The sequence below is a fragment of the uncultured Mailhella sp. genome (genome assembly GCF_944324575.1).
In the GTDB taxonomy this organism is placed as follows: Bacteria; Desulfobacterota; Desulfovibrionia; order Desulfovibrionales; family Desulfovibrionaceae; genus Mailhella.
On sequence record NZ_CALUWV010000174.1, the window covers coordinates 1 to 15,564 of the forward strand.

The window sequence follows — 15,564 nt, forward strand, 5'->3', positions numbered from 1 at the left end:
TTGTGCCCACACGTTCTTTTCGGCCATTTGTCTCGCTGCCATTGTCATCTTTTATATTTAATGAGTCCTGAACCTAGCTACTTCTTAAAAGCATTTTACTGCTACAACAATAATGGGGCTTCCTAGCTAAGAAAAAATAGCAAGGCAGCCCCTTAAATTTTAAAAAAACAAATGTTATGAATAAAAAAGTAATTTTAATACTTGAATAAAATAATTAATTTTCTAAAAATTTCATTTATTTTTTATTACCAAATTTAGGAAATCAAATAAAGACTGTTCAGGTCTTTTTCATCCTAAGAAATTTGTCATAGAAAAATATTTCTAAAAAATATAGGTAGTTGACTTTATTTTTTTATCTGCCAATGATGACAAATCGGTTTAAACAAGGACAGTCTAGTATAGCAGCTGTATTCCATTTGATCAGAAGGAGTTGTCATGGCGTTAGCTATTTTTTCTCATGAAACACATATTGATTTCGTTGGCTTTCGAAAAATAGCCTATGCGATCTCATGCATAACTGCACTGATTGGTTTGGTTGCCATTCTGATGAATGGTGGACTCAAATATGGCGTCGATTTTACCGGCGGTGTGATTGTTCAGATATCATTTGAGCAGCCGATTCTCGATGAACATGTAAAAACGGCATTGGAAGATGTTAATTTACCTGGTTTGATAGTCCAACAGGTGGATCCTGATAACCGAAACTACATGCTGCGCTTTTCCGTATCCGATGAATCGACTCAGGAATTAAGAGAACATGTGACAGACACACTCCATAAAACGCTTCCTGATAACAAGTTCACGATACAAAGAATTGAATCAGTTGGACCCAAGGTCGGAAACGACTTAAGGAATATGGCAATTGAAGCTGTGTTCTATGCAGTTCTTTTAATAACAGTCTATATATCTGGAAGATTCGAACATAGCTGGATAACTGCGGGTGCCATGGTCGCAGTTCTTTATGGCGCGGTATATGGTGTATCTTATATAGGATTGAGTAAGCTTTGGGGTGTGTTTTTAGGATTGATAATTACATTTATATGTTGTTGGAAGCTCAAGCTTAATTTCGCTCTAGGAGCGACGTTGGCACTTGTTCATGACGTTGTTATAACAGTAGGACTTCTGACACTGATGAATGTGGAAATAGACCTTAATGTCATAGCAGCTCTTCTTACACTTGTCGGCTATTCCATCAATGATACGATCGTAGTTTATGACAGAATACGGGAAAATCTCAGAAACGTTCCACATGACAGCGATAATAAACCGACGATGGAGTCGGTGATTAATGCATCCGTGAATCAGACTCTCTCGCGTACCGTCATGACATCTGGGACAACGCTGCTGGCAAGCCTTGCACTGTATTTTCTTGGGGGAAATGTAATACATAGCTTCGCTCTAACCATTACGCTTGGTATTATCTTTGGTACGTTCTCGTCCATTTTCGTGGCTTCTCCCATTCTCATTGCATTTGGAAACGTTGATTTCTATCATACAAAGGTGAGCCAGAAGGTTGAATTCGAACGCCCCGGTGAACATGGCGTAGTTTAGTATTTGCATACTGATCTATTTTTAGCAGCTACGACAACCTATGAAAGCCTTCTCTGAAAATACAGAGAAGGCTTTTGCTTTTTCTTAGTTTTTGAGCGCAGTAATGGGAACGACAAAAACGCCGTCTGGGCGCTGGTAGGCTGCATTGCTCATTCCGCACAGAACGCAGAGAATTGAAGGAGGTTTGCCCTTAGGATCATCTTCTATTTCTTTTTTAATGGTAAGCAGGCTTTGTGCTGCTGCATCAATTTGATTTGCCCCTAATTTGATTTCGAAAGCACACCACTGTCCATCAGGCATTTCAACAATGGCGTCAATTTCTCGATTTTTGTAATCCTGATAATGATATAGATTGCCTCCAAAGGATTCAGCATAAATTTTCAGATCGCGCTCGCATAAAGCCTCAAACAGAAGGTCAAGTGTTTCTAAATCGTTCACCAGCATAGTCGGAGTAAGATTCAGCAAAGAACAGGCTATAGAGGGGTCACAGAAATGACGCTTAACAGATTGCTTTACTCGAACGGAAGATCGTACACTTGTTGAAAACGGTGGAATATTATCAGTAAGGAACAGGCGTTCGAAAATATCCAAGTACTCTGCAACAGTAACAACATCGATATCTTCGTTATCAGTATCCTTAATATCGTTTTTCAGCGTTTTGTTGGAGGTAGTTGTACTTTCGTTTCTTGCAAGAGAGTGGAGGAGTAATAGCATTTTTGTGGAGTTACGCCTAATTCCGTCCATACGGAACACATCGTCATCGACGATGGCACGCAAATACTCCTTCGCTACAAGCGAAGCCTGCTCTGCAGGAAGATGGATTACTCCTGGCCAGCCACCACGGACGATAAGGCGTGTAAGATGTCCAAGAGCTACATCTCCTGTAAGCATAGGTTTCAACTTTCCACGACAGAGCTCTTCAAGCGATACGTTTCCAGAAGAGTCTCCAGACTCAAATAAGGACATGGTATGCATGCGCAGTTTGCCGATGCGGCCAGCTCCGCTATGCAGAATTCCTTTGTGATTCGGCGTTGCAGAGCCTGTTAGAATGAACAGACCTTTGTCAGGACTTGTATCTACCTTGTACCTTACGGCATCCCAGATAGGCGGAACTTCCTGCCATTCATCGATTAGTCTTGGAGGTTCTCCTTCAAGAACAAGAGAAGGGGACATCTCAGCCAATCGTCGAATTTGAAAATTTCCGGACGGATCTCCAATAAAAACCTGACTGTTGCTGTGAAAAGACGCTGTCCAAGTCTTACCACACCATTTTGGGCCCTCAATACATACAGCACCAAAGACTTTCAGGTATTCGACCAGCTTGGAATCAACGATTCTTGGTAGATAGTTTTGCCTGACCATTCATCAACTCCTTGGAGTTCAGAGTAGCTCAACCCAACAGATTTCAAGTTTTTACCCCAACGGATTTTGAATTTTCAACCCAACAGATTTTCGCATACGCCAAGGAAGCATCATCACTCATGTGAGCTATATGTGGCTTTCAAGCTGATTTCATTTCGTTTTTCACATCGACAGTAAAAGTTTACGGAGCAAGCTAAAGACTTAGCCACATAAAGACAACATTTCTTACGAAACAAGGAGTTTTTCATGGACAAGCATGACAAGCCGCAGAAATTTCAGAGAATCAGACGAATCACCGGCTACCTTACTGGTACGCTTGACAGATGGAACGACGCGAAGCGTGCTGAAGAGCGCGACCGTGTGAAGCACGTGAAGGCTAACTGACAAATTGAGTCAGGATGAAAGAATAAGAGAGGAACATATGCCTGGAACCATCAAGTTTGTGTGCAATGACGACCTTACTGGTGCAGAAGCCCTTGTGAAACTGTACAATCTCTTGAATGCCGGCGAAATCACCATGAAGGACATTGTGGGCGCTCGGGCCATCATCATGTATTCTGACTGCGATAGCACAGAGTCTGTGGATGATGACGATTGCAATATGTGTGAAGAGTGCTGCTGCGGCGTATCCGGCGAAAAATACTGCAACGAAATTCCTGAAGATGCACCTGTGGAATGCGACAGGAAAAGCTTCACCGTATATTACAACGTAAATTTTGGTGAAGCTCCTTCCGGGATCAGCATTTCTCATCAGTGTACAACCATTGATGAGGCCATAAGTGGACTTATGCAGATTAAGCGTGGGTGCATTCCTGCCTGACAATACGCTGAGCTTTCGGTACGAAGATGAAAAAGAAGATCACCATAGTATGCTCGGACAAGTATGCGTCGAACATTCTGATGTCTTTGTACACGCTCATGGTTTCCGAGGAAGTTCCTGCAGAATCCGTGTTTTCCATAACTGTTGAAGATAAATCTGAAGAGTTTGTTCCTAAAAAGGATGACAACCCATTAAATCCGGCGCATGCTCCTTTCAGTTTTCGGGATAATGACTCGACCGGTCTGAATCAATGGCGTATTCCAACTCTGGTGATGTGCAACAATACAGGATCTCGTCCGGCGAACTGATTCATGGTAACGGAAGTTTGGAAGAAGATACCGAACTTTGAAGGATACGAGGTATCCAGCAAAGGTCGATTGCGCAGGGCGGAACGGAAGCGGATAAAAGACGGAGTAGTCGTCAAAATACCGCCAAGAATGCTTCACCCTGTGAGGCAGTCTTCCGGCTATTACCATGTAGCTCTCAGAAAAGACGGCAAAACTTACCAGGACAGACTGCATCGTCTGGTAGCTCTGGCCTTCATTCCTAATGACGACGTAAGGAACAAGACATTCGTTAATCACAAGAATGAGGACAAGAGCGACTCACGCGTGGAAAACCTTGAATGGATGTCTACAGGGGACAATACCAGGTTTGGGACTTCCATACAGCGAAGCAGTAAGAATCATTGGAAACCTGTGACAGCCTACGATAATCGTGGCAAGGTAGTTGCCAGATTTAATAGCATACAGGATGCCAACAAAGCTGTCGGAGCAGGCCCATCTAGTGGTAACATTGGCGTGGCTTGCCGCAATGGTGGTAATCGCATGGTTTTTTCTGGAAGTTCACGAAAAGAACACACGCTCAGTAAAAATAGCTGGTGTTAGGGCAATGGCCTGAACAAAAGGCGCTGACTTGAACTGCTCAGGTCAGCGCCTTTTATTTGCGGAGATTGATAATCAGCAAGTCAAAGTAGTTTGTACCACGCACCTCTTCCTTTGCCGACAAGTTCAAGGAAGTTGTTTTCAACAAGTCGTCTAAAGTGCAATTTAACTGTGTTTCGATTGGCTCCAGTAGTTCCAAGAGTCTTCCAAGAGCCTTTGAACTCGTCGATCTCGGCAATGAGATTGACGAGTTCAGGAGTGATGAGGAGAGAGTTTGTATTCAGCATACCCAAAAATACACCCATTTACACCCATTTAGCAAGGGAGGCGTCTTGCCCACAACAACATCAAACTATGTCCAATAAATCTATGTAATAATATAGTAGATGTATGTATTTAATTTATTTCTGCTAATTTTTTATTTTATAAAAAATATAGCAACATGTTATAAGACGTAAAACAAGGAGATATTATGCATCTAAGAGTTGCCGGAATAGAACCTGAGTCCGTGGTGGATGGCCCTGGAGTTCGTTTCGTTGTATTCCTGCAGGGATGCGGACATCACTGTCATGGATGCCACAACAAGCAAACCTGGAACAAAACAGGAGGTTATGAGATGACTACCGGAGAGATTTTCCGAGCCGTGCGGCAAAAGGAGCTTATCTCCGGTGTTACGTTTTCTGGAGGAGAGCCTCTTGACCAGGCAAGAGAACTGGCACAACTTGCTGAAATGCTGAAGCACACAGGATACAACCTGTGGTGTTACACAGGATACACATGGGAGGAAGCGCAAGGGAATCCTGTGCTGCCGTACTTGGATGTGCTTGTGGATGGCCCGTTTATGGAATCGGAAAAGTCTCTTGATCTGCTTTTTCGAGGTTCAAGGAACCAAAGGCTCATAGATGTCCAGGAATCGCTTAAAGCTGGCGAAGTGGTTCTGTTTAAGCCATAGGAGAGAAGAATGGTTGACACAAGAGCCATGGAGTTTTTCAGATGCCCTGTAACGTGGCGTGCTGCTCCGAGGCTGTCATGCCTGAAATGCAAGACATACCCGTGCCGAGAACTTACTCGTGAAGACAGGCATATTCTAGAAGCGTCACCGTTTGTAACATATGGGCAGGGATCGGCGCTGATAAGCAGGAGGAGAAAAATGTATTTGTTTCGCATGAACGACGGCACGATTGTCGATGCCTATGCAGAATTCGATCCGAACAAACCGGACTTTGCAAAACTTGCCGACGTTCAGGAGGTTCTTGTTGTCGGGAAAGTTCTTGAGAAGCAGATTCGCCTTGTGGCGAAACCCAAGGAAGAACGCGATGCCCTTATCGAGGAGCATAGGAAGGAGACGGAAGCTGTTAAGGCAACACAGCCAACAGATAAAGTTCCTGTTAGGCAAAGACGCAGAAAGCAATAGGTCATGATGGCCGCCGCAGATAAAACTGAGGCGGCCTTTCATATATCAATAGTATTTTTTGGTATAAGAATATGACAGGATAATTATGACCTGTAAAAACATTATAGGAGAACGTTATGTTCAAAACCATTGGAATATTGGCAACTGTTGCAGGCGCAGCTACCTACGGATTTTTTGCCGGAGTGAAGGCAAGTTCAGAGGCTTCTGGAGAATCCTACGATGAACTTCTTCACAAAGTAGGAAAGGTTATGAGCGGCAAGAAAAAGGGCGTGGAAGAAATCATTATTCGCATGAAGAATACTAAAAATGACGCAACCAAGGAGGTTGAACATGTATAATGCATTCTGGCCAGACCCTGAAAAACTTCTTGAAATACTCATAAAGATAGCTCGTTAGGCTGTCGCTGCTTCATTGCCCCGGAAGACCAAAATCTTCCGGGGCTTCTTTTAGCAGAAACGCCATGAACTTTTTGAGGCACGACCGCAATCTCCCAGAGAATAGACCATGAAAGGAAAATCCAAAAACTGACGAGGAGGTTTTATGAACGTTGAGCTTATCAGATACACGGCAGGAGCACTCGACGTACTGTTTTCAGCAGCAAGACGATGCTACAGCACGGATGAAGACTGGAAAAAACGCTTCACCGCCGACTATGAAAGCCGTGCAAAGCTGGTGTCGAAGGTTATTGCCTCAGGGCACACAAGCATACTCGAACACATATCATACACGTTTTCTGTTACTGGCGTTTCCCGTGTGCTGAGCCACCAGCTAGTACGACACAGACACGCAAGCTATTCGCAGCAGAGTCAGCGTTATACTGCTGTGGATAGCATTGAAGGCAAGTATGTTATGCCTCCGTCGATAGCACACAAAAGTGAAGCAGAAGAGCTGTTCTGTAAAACTATGGAGCAAATTTATATGGCTTATAATAATCTAATTGAATTTCACCTGATACCTAGAGAAGATGCACGATATCTGCTTCCCAATGCCATGCATACGTCTTTGGTCGTCACTATGAATGCAAGAGAACTTTACGAAACGTTCTTTCCTCTGCGTTGCTGCACCCGTGCGCAATGGGAGATACGTGAACTTGCGGAAAGAATACTTGTCCTGTGTAAATCAACTCTTCCAGAGGTATTCTCCAACGCAGGGCCGCGATGCGCTCTTCTCGGCCGATGCCCAGAAGAGAAGAGCTGCGGCAAGTATCCCTCATAATTTACGTATATTTTCGTTATAAGGCACAGTAACGGCGCGGCACGGTATAGTCGCGCCGCTGCTGTTTTACAGAGAAAGGAGGTTCATATGCCTGATGTCGTATTGAGTAAAGCTCAAAAAACCGCATTAGAGGCAATGAAGGACTATATCGCGTACCCGCATGGAAACTGCTTTGTTCTCGACGGGCATGCCGGAACAGGTAAGACGACGGTGCTGAGATCACTTGCAAAATGGCTGAATGAGCTCCCGAGGCACCGCATTGCCTATCTTGCTCCAACAGGAAAGGCAAGCCATGTGATGCAAAGCAAATTCAAGGTGTTCACCGGGCCTGATGACTATATGGGGACGATTCACTCCTTCATATATCACAGGCCGAAGGAGAAAAACAACCAGCTTATTTTTCAGCCGCGCGAAACTCTGGAATGTGACCTCATGGTCATTGATGAAGCAAGCATGATTTCAGAACAAATGTACCGGCAGCTTGTGGATTTTCATGTGCCCATCATTTTTGTTGGCGACAGCTTTCAGCTTCCTCCTGTTGTTGTCGATAAGGCAGTTGGCGTAGCTCAGTTTTCCGTAATGGACAACTGTGACATTCACCTCACTGAGGTATTTCGGCAGGGTAACGGCAATCCCATTCTCGATTTGGCAACGCAGCTGCGCTTTGGGGAGATGCCAAAGGCTTGTTCTCATCCGGACAGCGCGACCAAGGGAGGTGTTCTTTTGTTTTCCAGAGAAGATTCCAATCTGTACAAGAAATACAGTAGTAAGTTCGCTGCCTGTTACATGAAGGACAACACGGTTATTCTCACATACTCGAATTTTAAGAAAAGCCAAATGAATAACTACGTGCGAAGAGTTGCCGGATTTTCATCAAGCAGGCTTCCTATTTCAGGCGAGAGAATACTCTGCTGCAATAATGACAGAGGGTTTGGCATCGTCAATGGCGACATGGTTCGCGTAGTCAAAACTACACGGTCAGCAGTAACAGGATGTGTAAACGTGCAATATGCTGACCCTCTTACTGGATTCATGCATACGTCCATAGCCATTGAAGCAGGCTTTGGATTCAGCAAGTCCCGTACAGAGCTTTCCAAGACTATAGATTCCATACGATCAAATAAAGACGCCAAGTGGCAGTTGGAGAGAAATGGGCAGTTTATGCCGCACGACTTTGACTTCGGGTACGCCATAACGGTGCACAAGTCCCAGGGCAGTGAATGGGACAACGTGTTTCTTTTGAACGACCATCCTGTGGACAATGAGTTCTATCGCTGGTGGTACACGGCAGTGACACGCGCTAAACGTGCGTTTGTATGGGTTTTATGAAAACAGTTTTTGTTATTCTGTTACTTCTTGGTGCTGTCTTTTCAGGATGTGAAAAAGATACTTTTTCAGACCAATACGGTGCAGGAGAGTACTACTGCAACTTCATATTTACAAAGTTTGTTGTTCCTGTGTACGAGGATGACCATGAATACATTTACAAGACGCAATAACACATTAATACAAATCAATGTATATGTGATTATTGTAGTATTAGTCTATGGGTAATGGCTACGACATTTATATGGATATTTGCTTATAGAATAGTCGACAAGAATTTTGAAGACCTGAAGTTTGCAGAAAATATGTGCATGGAGCTTGAACAAAGCATGCAGACTCTGGAGAAGGAGCTGCAGTATCACTGTGAGCGTGCTGATTTCTTTGAGAGCGAGCTTCCTCCAGTAGACATACGTATACAGAAGCTAACCAGGGGAATGCGTAACAAAAATCCAATGAACATTGCCGCACTTGGTTCCAGCGATCCATGGAAAGGCCAGATAGGAGCAGACGATATCGGTCTTGCGAAGTTCGAGACATATGAGCATGGACTCCGGGCTGGTTATATAACCTTGGTCAACTTTCAACAGAAACACGGAAAGAAGAATCTTCTTTCCATAATGCAGAGATACTGCGAAGGAGATTATGAAAAGTATGCATCAGTAATCGCGAGAAGGATTGGCGTTACAGCCACAACCGACATAGACGTTAGAATGTATATGCCCGAAATAATGAAAGCAATCATTGAAATGGAGAACGGCTATCAGCCGTTTCCCGAAACCTACTTCATCCCTTACGACAGGTATTAGGAGACTGCTATGAGAATATGCAAATATTGTAGAAAAGAATACGAAGTAACGAAAGACATGTCTGTCGGCGTAGGATATTGCAGTGCCGAATGTGCGTTCAATTCCGGCGTGGAAGAAGTTCCTGACCATCCCGGTTGCCTGCACTGGAAGAAAAAGCCTGGTAGTGCTTCAGGATTGACGTATGTAACGCGAAAGTATCCTGCGCATGGATACATAGCAACTCCCGAAAGGGCTCAGCGCGTTGGATATACCCTTACTTTCGGGGCTATACGAGCTGGATCTCACATCGTACACATGTGTGGAGATCCTATGTATGTGAACCCGTATCACATTATACCCATGTATGTGTGCACACCGTTTGTAGAGCAGAAGCGGGTGATGAAGGCTACAGCTCTGAGTCGGGCATTTCACTACCCTTCAGTAAATATGGATGAGGTATTCAAGCACCTTGGCATAAACAAGCCAAGTACAATCATAAGAGACGAAGAAAAAGAAGAAAACGACATCCTGTGCTCTGCAAAGGGAGAGTCTTCCTTAGCAGAAATAAATCTGTGTGAGGAGGATGCTGTCAATAATGGTAATGACAATGGTATTCTCAGGATATTCAGGAATATCATGCATTGCAACGGGGACTTGGACATTTTGGACGCCGCCCATGCCGACACCGGAACCGCAGTGTTCTCTACGAACTATGGCACTGGAAAGATCATCGACAATATCACTGGAACCGATGGCGACTCTGCCCATATCAAATACAAGATAATGGTGCGCTTCGAGAAGATGACGCTCCCTGTTCTGTATACCATCGAGGGGTTTGAGTCTCAAAAGCATATCTTCCCGACGCTGTATGCGTATCACGGCGCCGTGGGCAAGATTGAAGGCATGGATCGCAAAATTATTGTAAACCCCGGAGATACGGTTCTTGTTAAAAATAACGGAGGACTGGAGCGCTGGAAGACCAGAATATTGAGCGGACGCATACGTAAGAATGGCGTACAGTATTTTCTTGTGGACAACGATGAAACTCAGTACCGCTGGTGCCTGCCTCTGAAGGGCTTTGAGGAGTTTCTTGGAAAGAGCTGGGATGTTCCCGGAACAGTAGTACTGAGATCTGGCGTAAGTTGCAGGAGGCCCATTTCCGTATAACTATACTTGTGAATAAAGGAACAATTTATGAAACGATTCTGCAAATATTGTAATCGGTTGCTTCCTGAGTCGAATGCACACAACCTGAAGTATTGCTGCAGTGATTGTGCTTTCAAGGATAAAACTGTTGTCCAAGGATCACACATTATCTGGACTGCAGCAACAGTGAACGGAATAGGTAGGTTCTGCTACCAACCGGAAACTGGCGGAAAACCTGTGACGGTATCGGCGCGTAAGTATGCCTACATGATGAAATACAAAGTGTCTTTGAGTGCACGTGCAAACATTCGCACCACCTGTGGAAGGGTGGACTGCGTGAACCCGAAGCATTTGAAAGTCATCAATCCGGAAAACATCGTGGACGGTCGTGAGGATAATGGAAAAGACGACAGCGAATGAGAATGAAATAAAGATACTTCAAGTAAAACTTGAGGTTCTTGCAAGCATTCTCTCAAGGTACAGTGATCCGTTTCTGTCCGATGAGGAATTCAGCTATCTTGCTTCCATGTACGCGGGAAATTCTGCTGCAGCATGGCTTGAGGTAGCAGATGTCGAGGCAAAACGACTCCTTAAGTAACACCTAACAAAGAAGCCAGGCAAGCCCGGCTTCTTTTTAGCTGTTCGATTTCAGCTGATGTCCACGTAGTCAGTCATTTTCAGTTTTCCAGCGTAGTAGTCCTTCCACGCTTCATCTACTGAGCGATACTTATGCACCTTGGCATTTCCGCGTGGTTTTCCGACATTGGCCGTTACTACGTACAGTCCGATTACCGGTTCCCGGGTAGGCTTTTCCAGCAGGTCGTTCTTCTTTTTATCTGAGAAAAGCTGCTGCGAGGGGAACATTTTTTTTGCATCGCGGATAGCTTCGTCCGTAATAGGCAGATGTATCTGCATGGCGTCACCGTCGTAGTCAGCGTTGAGGCTTGATTCCCACAATGAGTTCACATGGAGGTTCGTGTCGGCTCGCAATACGGGTTTTGCCGCCATAATGCCGTGTCGCCACAGCGTGGGGGCGCGGTTGATGATGACAGGCCGCTTTTCAAGTTCATGCTGCAGCACCTTTCTAGCCACGTCGGTTCTGTTCTCTACGGCTTCCTTCGCTGCAAGCGGCGTGTACCCCATCTGAGAAAGTCCTCGAATGAGGAACGACTTATACATTTCCCAGGCCACCTTTTCAGGAAGGCCGACTTCGTCAAGCCCTACGGTTTCATCAGGGGTGATGGTCGAGCGCCCGGTAAGATTCATTTTGCCGTAGATAATCTTCTTCTGAAAGTATCCTTCCTTGGGAACGTCGCCGGATATGAAGTCAAGCGCACCCTTTACACCGCGACCGCGCATCTGAGGACTTGAAGGGGCAATCATGCCAGTAAGCTCTGCCATGCGCTCGTTGATCGCCCGACGGTTATCCCGTACATCTTCTTCGCCCATGCCTGAGTTTTTGATTTTCCTGAACACATTGTTCTGAAGAATAAGACCCTGGTACAGCTTGTTGGCATCGTTATCCATAGTGTCGCCTGTTCTCCCGACAACCACTGGACGCACGGACGGCGGCGTAACTGGGACGACGGACAGCATGTAGGCGTCCCCGGCCTTCATGTGAAGCTCATCTAAGGCACGCAGGTATTTCATGCGCTTCAATGAGGCATCCAGAGCCCCCTTGGTAAGATTTCCACTGTTCAGCGCATCCTTTTCCTTCTGGAGCTCTTCCTGAACGTTCATGGCATTAAGGCTGTCCCGTATGAACTTACCCCCTTTGTTGACGGAGGCATCATCAAATTCTTTGGTGCTCATGCCGAGAACGGATTTTGCGGCATCCTTGAACACGGGGTTCACGACGGGCTCGACAAGCTTGATGTGCGACCATTTCGTGCCTTTGAGACCACCAGTGATGTTTGGGTCTAAAAGGCCGCCGGGTTCAGGCTGAAGCGTTTTGGCAAACAGCATTTTGCCGTCGGATATCTCACCGGAAGACATTGCAAGAATGTCTTTGTCAGTAAGCGGCGCGGCAATAAGGTCGTCTCCCTGCCGCGTGACGTTTATGCCCGCCTGCTTCAGTATATCCACGAAGCGGTTGAAGGTCTTTTTCTCAGCAGGGAAATTTGGCGCCTAGCCGGCCTGAAAAGCTTTCCAGAATTCGGCATTCTTGGCTCCGCGCAGCACGGTGCTTTCCCGAAGTACGGATCTCGCATTGTGTGCAATAAGCGCGTTCACTTCCATGCCGCCTATGGCCTTCGGCCCGTTGAAGCCGCTCCCGCTTGGGGCGTCGTCCATATCGTGAGGGCCTTCTATGCCGCGACCGGACAGGTTGGTATCGGAAGTTTTGAACAGCTTGTGCATGTGCTGCACGCCGACGAACACCCCCGGTATTTTCTTTCCGGTGACGGGATCGGTAACTGTTTCCGTATCGCTCATATGGTGCTTTTTAAGCTCATCGAGCACGAACTTGGTGTAGTCAGCCTTGCTGTAGTTCTCGATGTTGTAGGTGACGCCTTTTTTCTTTGCTATCTTGCCCAGTGTGGTTTCAAGAATCTGAGCTGGATTGATTCTTGAGATAACTGAAGTCGAGGTAAGCACGGCGTCCAGGGGGTTGCCGTCGGCATCACGTGGCATCTGATCGTCAGGGAGTATCTTGGAGCATACGCCCTTGTTTCCGTAGGAGCCTGCCAGTTTGTCGCCTACCTGAAGCTGTTTCTTCACCTTGATGACGACGGTAATGAGAGATGGAGACACATGAACGTTTGTCACTTCGCCGGGAAAGTGTTCTTCGTATACTTCGGAGCTGTCCTTATAGGGATGTATCAGACTCTTGTGGATAAGTCCGAGAACCTGATTCTGCCTCGATTCGCCGGCATTGGTAAGCGCAAGAATAACAGGGTCTCCTTCCTCAAGAATGGCACCCTTTTTGGCGACGCCGTTTTCATCGAGCTTTTCAAGCTGCTCCTGTGTAAACGTCGTAGGGTATACGGCGACATACTTTTTCTTGCCGAAAGTCATATCCTTGGTGATGTTCATGGTGACTTTATCGGCATGTACGGAAGTCATCTTTTTGGACGCGCTCTCACTGAGAACTATGCCGTCTTCATGGTTGAGCCCGAAGTAGGGCATATAGGCTACGGTAAGGTTGCGTCCCATAGTGAGCTCGCCGTCGCGGGTGAAGTTGCTTTCAGCAAGAGGCTGGTTTGCCTTCACCTTGTCGCCAACCTTCACGATTACCCGATTGTCCAGAAAGGTTTTCGTGGCCAGGGGAAGGTTGTGGTCGTAGTCCACCGTGTATTTTTTGCCGTCGTTACCCTTGATGACGATAGTGTCTTCCTTAATGGCTGACACCGTTCCATCCACAGGGCTTTTCGGAAGAGTCCAGTTTCCGATGGCTTTCTCAACCGAAGTAGGGCCAATGGAAGACGATACCAGTCTTTTTTCTGGATTTTCCAGCGGAAGAGACTGCTGAATATGCTTGTCGCCCATGAGTAGACGGTTTCCCTGATTGGCGTTGGCAAAGGGAACCGTGTTGGTGGTGTAGGTGGTCATGTCGTGCGGCGACATTATCTGGTAGTCCAGTTGAGAGCGAGGTACTCTGGTTATTTTTCCTTTGTAAATGGCCGGAATCATATCTGTAGGTTTGCGACTGCCTTCATTGTACAGCGGGTCAGGAAAACCAAGGTACTTGTTGTGCAACTCGATAACACGTTTAAAAACAGGTTTTCCCGTTTTACAGTCAATGACATGCTTGTAGAACTCGTTGTCGTCCCCCTTGTATGCACCCATGGTGCAGTGCACGTCGATGCCTACCTTGGAGCTTTCCGGGGCAGCGATGGGGTCGATGACGCCGATGTATGAGTTATTGACTCCGCGGGTTTCAAAGGGAACGGCCCGCTCTGAGGATATGCCGCCTTCTCCAAGGCGCGTGATGATGGAGGCTGAGTCGAGAAACTCCACAGGATTTATCTGGCTCGGCATACGCGACAAAGAAGATCCGGTGATGAAGCGTTGAACCGGTCTTGTGAAGTACACGGGAGAGAAGATGCTTTTGAGCGCTGCGGCGTCTTCTTCCTTGTTGCCTGAAGGTTTGAATGAATTGAGCTTGGAGCGAATTTTCAGAATGGTATCAGGGGCTTTGTCGATGACTTCCTTCAGGAGGTCTTCTATCGAGTAGATTTTCTGAAATTCCAGATGGTCGCGCTCATCTATGTCCTCGTCGCCTTTGTAGACGGAAAGCATCTTTTTCATGGCCTGAAGAATAGTTCTGGCCGATACGGACGAGAACGGCGTGCCAAGCGTGAGGTTGGTTGTTTCCGGGTCTATCTGAGTTTTTGTGAAGTACTGGCGTATGGCTCTGTCTTTTTCCTCGGCAGAGAGCTTGTCGCTGCCTACCTGGTCTCTGTAGGCGACAAGTTTATCATACAGGGTGTTTCTTGCTCTTTCCATTCGAGCAGGAGACACGGCGGAGTTTTTCTCATAAAGTTCTTTTCCCACTGTTTCTTGAATATCTGCAGGAGAAGCACCAAGTATGCGCAGCACAGCAAAGGCAGGCATAGTGCTGTTAAGAAGATCGATGCTGAAAACACCCGTATCAGGCTCCATGACCAGTTTAAAATTTGCCCCCCGGGCAAGGTTGAACGCGGACTCCAGTTCATCGTTACCTCTCTTTCGCGTGTACACGCCTGACTTCGTGCGCATCTGCGATACTATGCTGTACTCATGCCCGTCGAGAAGCATGGTATAGCGGTTGCTGTAATAAGGAAGATTCATCAGCCTGTGATTTTTTAGCTGCCCGATGATATGCCCGTTTTTGTCCAGGACATCGATGTCGGCATACACGCCGTCATGAATGTTTCCCCGCGACATGAGAGCCTCAGTCTGCTTGTCAGACGAGGCTCCTACGCGCTCTACCTCAATGTGCTTCAGCACCGCTGTGCAGTTCTGGGTTTCGATGGGGAATTTGGCGGATATGGCTTCTACAACGCGGCTGCGGATGGCGTTGCGGATGTTTTCGGGCTTGGTGATAATGGGGCGTATTTCGGGCATGGAGCATCTCTCTGA

Annotated in this window: 16 protein-coding genes; 13 read left to right on the forward strand and 3 right to left on the reverse strand. The window is 46.4% G+C overall.

The window, feature by feature from the left end:
• Window positions 1–435: 435 nt before the first annotated feature.
• Window positions 436–1,551 carry a protein translocase subunit SecF gene (secF, locus tag Q0J81_RS11815; protein WP_294448106.1) on the forward strand — a complete coding sequence of 372 codons (1,116 nt, stop codon included), beginning with the start codon at window positions 436–438 and terminating at the stop codon, window positions 1,549–1,551.
• A gap of 84 nt (window positions 1,552–1,635) precedes the next feature.
• Here the strand turns inward: secF and Q0J81_RS11820 are convergent, their stop codons facing one another.
• Window positions 1,636–2,913, reverse strand: a complete 1,278-nt coding sequence (locus Q0J81_RS11820) for a DUF4143 domain-containing protein (protein WP_294448107.1) — start codon at window positions 2,911–2,913, stop codon at window positions 1,636–1,638.
• Window positions 2,914–3,159: 246 nt separating this feature from the next.
• Between Q0J81_RS11820 and nrdD the strand changes: the two genes are divergently transcribed.
• The 12 genes from nrdD to Q0J81_RS11875 all read left to right on the forward strand — a co-directional run bounded on the left by nrdD (window position 3,160) and on the right by Q0J81_RS11875 (window position 10,923).
• Entirely contained in the window at window positions 3,160–3,297 is a 138-nt protein-coding gene (nrdD, locus tag Q0J81_RS11825) for an anaerobic ribonucleoside-triphosphate reductase (RefSeq protein WP_294448109.1), read from the forward strand.
• Window positions 3,298–3,334: 37 nt separating this feature from the next.
• On the forward strand, window positions 3,335–3,733 hold the full coding sequence (locus Q0J81_RS11830; RefSeq protein WP_294448112.1) for a hypothetical protein: 399 nt from the start codon (window positions 3,335–3,337) through the stop codon (window positions 3,731–3,733).
• A 26-nt stretch (window positions 3,734–3,759) separates the two neighbouring features.
• The gene (locus Q0J81_RS11835; protein ID WP_294448115.1) at window positions 3,760–4,041 is read left to right on the forward strand and encodes a hypothetical protein; all 282 of its coding nucleotides are present in this window, start codon (window positions 3,760–3,762) and stop codon (window positions 4,039–4,041) included.
• A 3-nt stretch (window positions 4,042–4,044) separates the two neighbouring features.
• Window positions 4,045–4,620, forward strand: coding sequence for an NUMOD4 domain-containing protein (locus Q0J81_RS12350; protein ID WP_366937528.1), 576 nt, complete (start codon window positions 4,045–4,047; stop codon window positions 4,618–4,620).
• Window positions 4,621–5,089: 469 nt separating this feature from the next.
• The gene (gene nrdG / locus Q0J81_RS11840; RefSeq protein ID WP_294448117.1) at window positions 5,090–5,569 is read left to right on the forward strand and encodes an anaerobic ribonucleoside-triphosphate reductase activating protein; all 480 of its coding nucleotides are present in this window, start codon (window positions 5,090–5,092) and stop codon (window positions 5,567–5,569) included.
• Window positions 5,570–5,578: 9 nt separating this feature from the next.
• Window positions 5,579–6,031 carry a hypothetical protein gene (locus Q0J81_RS11845; RefSeq protein ID WP_294448119.1) on the forward strand — a complete coding sequence of 151 codons (453 nt, stop codon included), beginning with the start codon at window positions 5,579–5,581 and terminating at the stop codon, window positions 6,029–6,031.
• Between the two features lie 116 nt (window positions 6,032–6,147).
• Window positions 6,148–6,369: a hypothetical protein gene (locus Q0J81_RS11850; RefSeq protein ID WP_294448121.1), complete on the forward strand. Its 222-nt coding sequence runs from the start codon at window positions 6,148–6,150 to the stop codon at window positions 6,367–6,369.
• 202 nt (window positions 6,370–6,571) lie between these two features.
• A complete protein-coding gene (thyX, locus tag Q0J81_RS11855; protein WP_294448124.1) occupies window positions 6,572–7,246 on the forward strand; it encodes an FAD-dependent thymidylate synthase in 675 nt (224 codons plus the stop codon).
• A gap of 87 nt (window positions 7,247–7,333) precedes the next feature.
• The gene (locus tag Q0J81_RS11860) at window positions 7,334–8,575 is read left to right on the forward strand and encodes an AAA family ATPase (protein ID WP_294448125.1); all 1,242 of its coding nucleotides are present in this window, start codon (window positions 7,334–7,336) and stop codon (window positions 8,573–8,575) included.
• 224 nt (window positions 8,576–8,799) lie between these two features.
• Window positions 8,800–9,378, forward strand: coding sequence for a hypothetical protein (locus tag Q0J81_RS11865; RefSeq protein ID WP_294448126.1), 579 nt, complete (start codon window positions 8,800–8,802; stop codon window positions 9,376–9,378).
• Window positions 9,379–9,387: 9 nt separating this feature from the next.
• Complete coding sequence (locus Q0J81_RS11870) at window positions 9,388–10,524, forward strand: hypothetical protein (RefSeq protein ID WP_294448128.1); 1,137 nt, start codon at window positions 9,388–9,390, stop codon at window positions 10,522–10,524.
• 27 nt (window positions 10,525–10,551) lie between these two features.
• A complete protein-coding gene (locus tag Q0J81_RS11875; protein ID WP_294448129.1) occupies window positions 10,552–10,923 on the forward strand; it encodes a hypothetical protein in 372 nt (123 codons plus the stop codon).
• Between the two features lie 228 nt (window positions 10,924–11,151).
• Here the strand turns inward: Q0J81_RS11875 and Q0J81_RS11880 are convergent, their stop codons facing one another.
• Window positions 11,152–12,588, reverse strand: coding sequence for a hypothetical protein (locus tag Q0J81_RS11880; RefSeq protein ID WP_294448130.1), 1,437 nt, complete (start codon window positions 12,586–12,588; stop codon window positions 11,152–11,154).
• Window positions 12,589–12,630: 42 nt separating this feature from the next.
• Window positions 12,631–15,549, reverse strand: coding sequence for a hypothetical protein (locus Q0J81_RS11885; RefSeq protein WP_294448132.1), 2,919 nt, complete (start codon window positions 15,547–15,549; stop codon window positions 12,631–12,633).
• Between the last annotated feature and the right edge of the window lie 15 nt (window positions 15,550–15,564).

Excerpts from the sequence above, each read along its gene's own strand:
- secF (WP_294448106.1), top strand. The coding sequence starts at position 436 with ATGGCGTTAGCTATTTTTTCTCATGAAACACATATTGATTTCGTTGGC.
- Q0J81_RS11820 (WP_294448107.1), bottom strand. The coding sequence starts at position 2,913 with ATGGTCAGGCAAAACTATCTACCAAGAATCGTTGATTCCAAGCTGGTC.
- nrdD (WP_294448109.1), top strand. The coding sequence starts at position 3,160 with ATGGACAAGCATGACAAGCCGCAGAAATTTCAGAGAATCAGACGAATC.
- Q0J81_RS11830 (WP_294448112.1), top strand. The coding sequence starts at position 3,335 with ATGCCTGGAACCATCAAGTTTGTGTGCAATGACGACCTTACTGGTGCA.
- Q0J81_RS11835 (WP_294448115.1), top strand. The coding sequence starts at position 3,760 with ATGAAAAAGAAGATCACCATAGTATGCTCGGACAAGTATGCGTCGAAC.
- Q0J81_RS12350 (WP_366937528.1), top strand. The coding sequence starts at position 4,045 with ATGGTAACGGAAGTTTGGAAGAAGATACCGAACTTTGAAGGATACGAG.
- nrdG (WP_294448117.1), top strand. The coding sequence starts at position 5,090 with ATGCATCTAAGAGTTGCCGGAATAGAACCTGAGTCCGTGGTGGATGGC.
- Q0J81_RS11845 (WP_294448119.1), top strand. The coding sequence starts at position 5,579 with ATGGTTGACACAAGAGCCATGGAGTTTTTCAGATGCCCTGTAACGTGG.
- Q0J81_RS11850 (WP_294448121.1), top strand. The coding sequence starts at position 6,148 with ATGTTCAAAACCATTGGAATATTGGCAACTGTTGCAGGCGCAGCTACC.
- thyX (WP_294448124.1), top strand. The coding sequence starts at position 6,572 with ATGAACGTTGAGCTTATCAGATACACGGCAGGAGCACTCGACGTACTG.
- Q0J81_RS11860 (WP_294448125.1), top strand. The coding sequence starts at position 7,334 with ATGCCTGATGTCGTATTGAGTAAAGCTCAAAAAACCGCATTAGAGGCA.
- Q0J81_RS11865 (WP_294448126.1), top strand. The coding sequence starts at position 8,800 with ATGGCTACGACATTTATATGGATATTTGCTTATAGAATAGTCGACAAG.
- Q0J81_RS11870 (WP_294448128.1), top strand. The coding sequence starts at position 9,388 with ATGAGAATATGCAAATATTGTAGAAAAGAATACGAAGTAACGAAAGAC.
- Q0J81_RS11875 (WP_294448129.1), top strand. The coding sequence starts at position 10,552 with ATGAAACGATTCTGCAAATATTGTAATCGGTTGCTTCCTGAGTCGAAT.
- Q0J81_RS11885 (WP_294448132.1), bottom strand. The coding sequence starts at position 15,549 with ATGCCCGAAATACGCCCCATTATCACCAAGCCCGAAAACATCCGCAAC.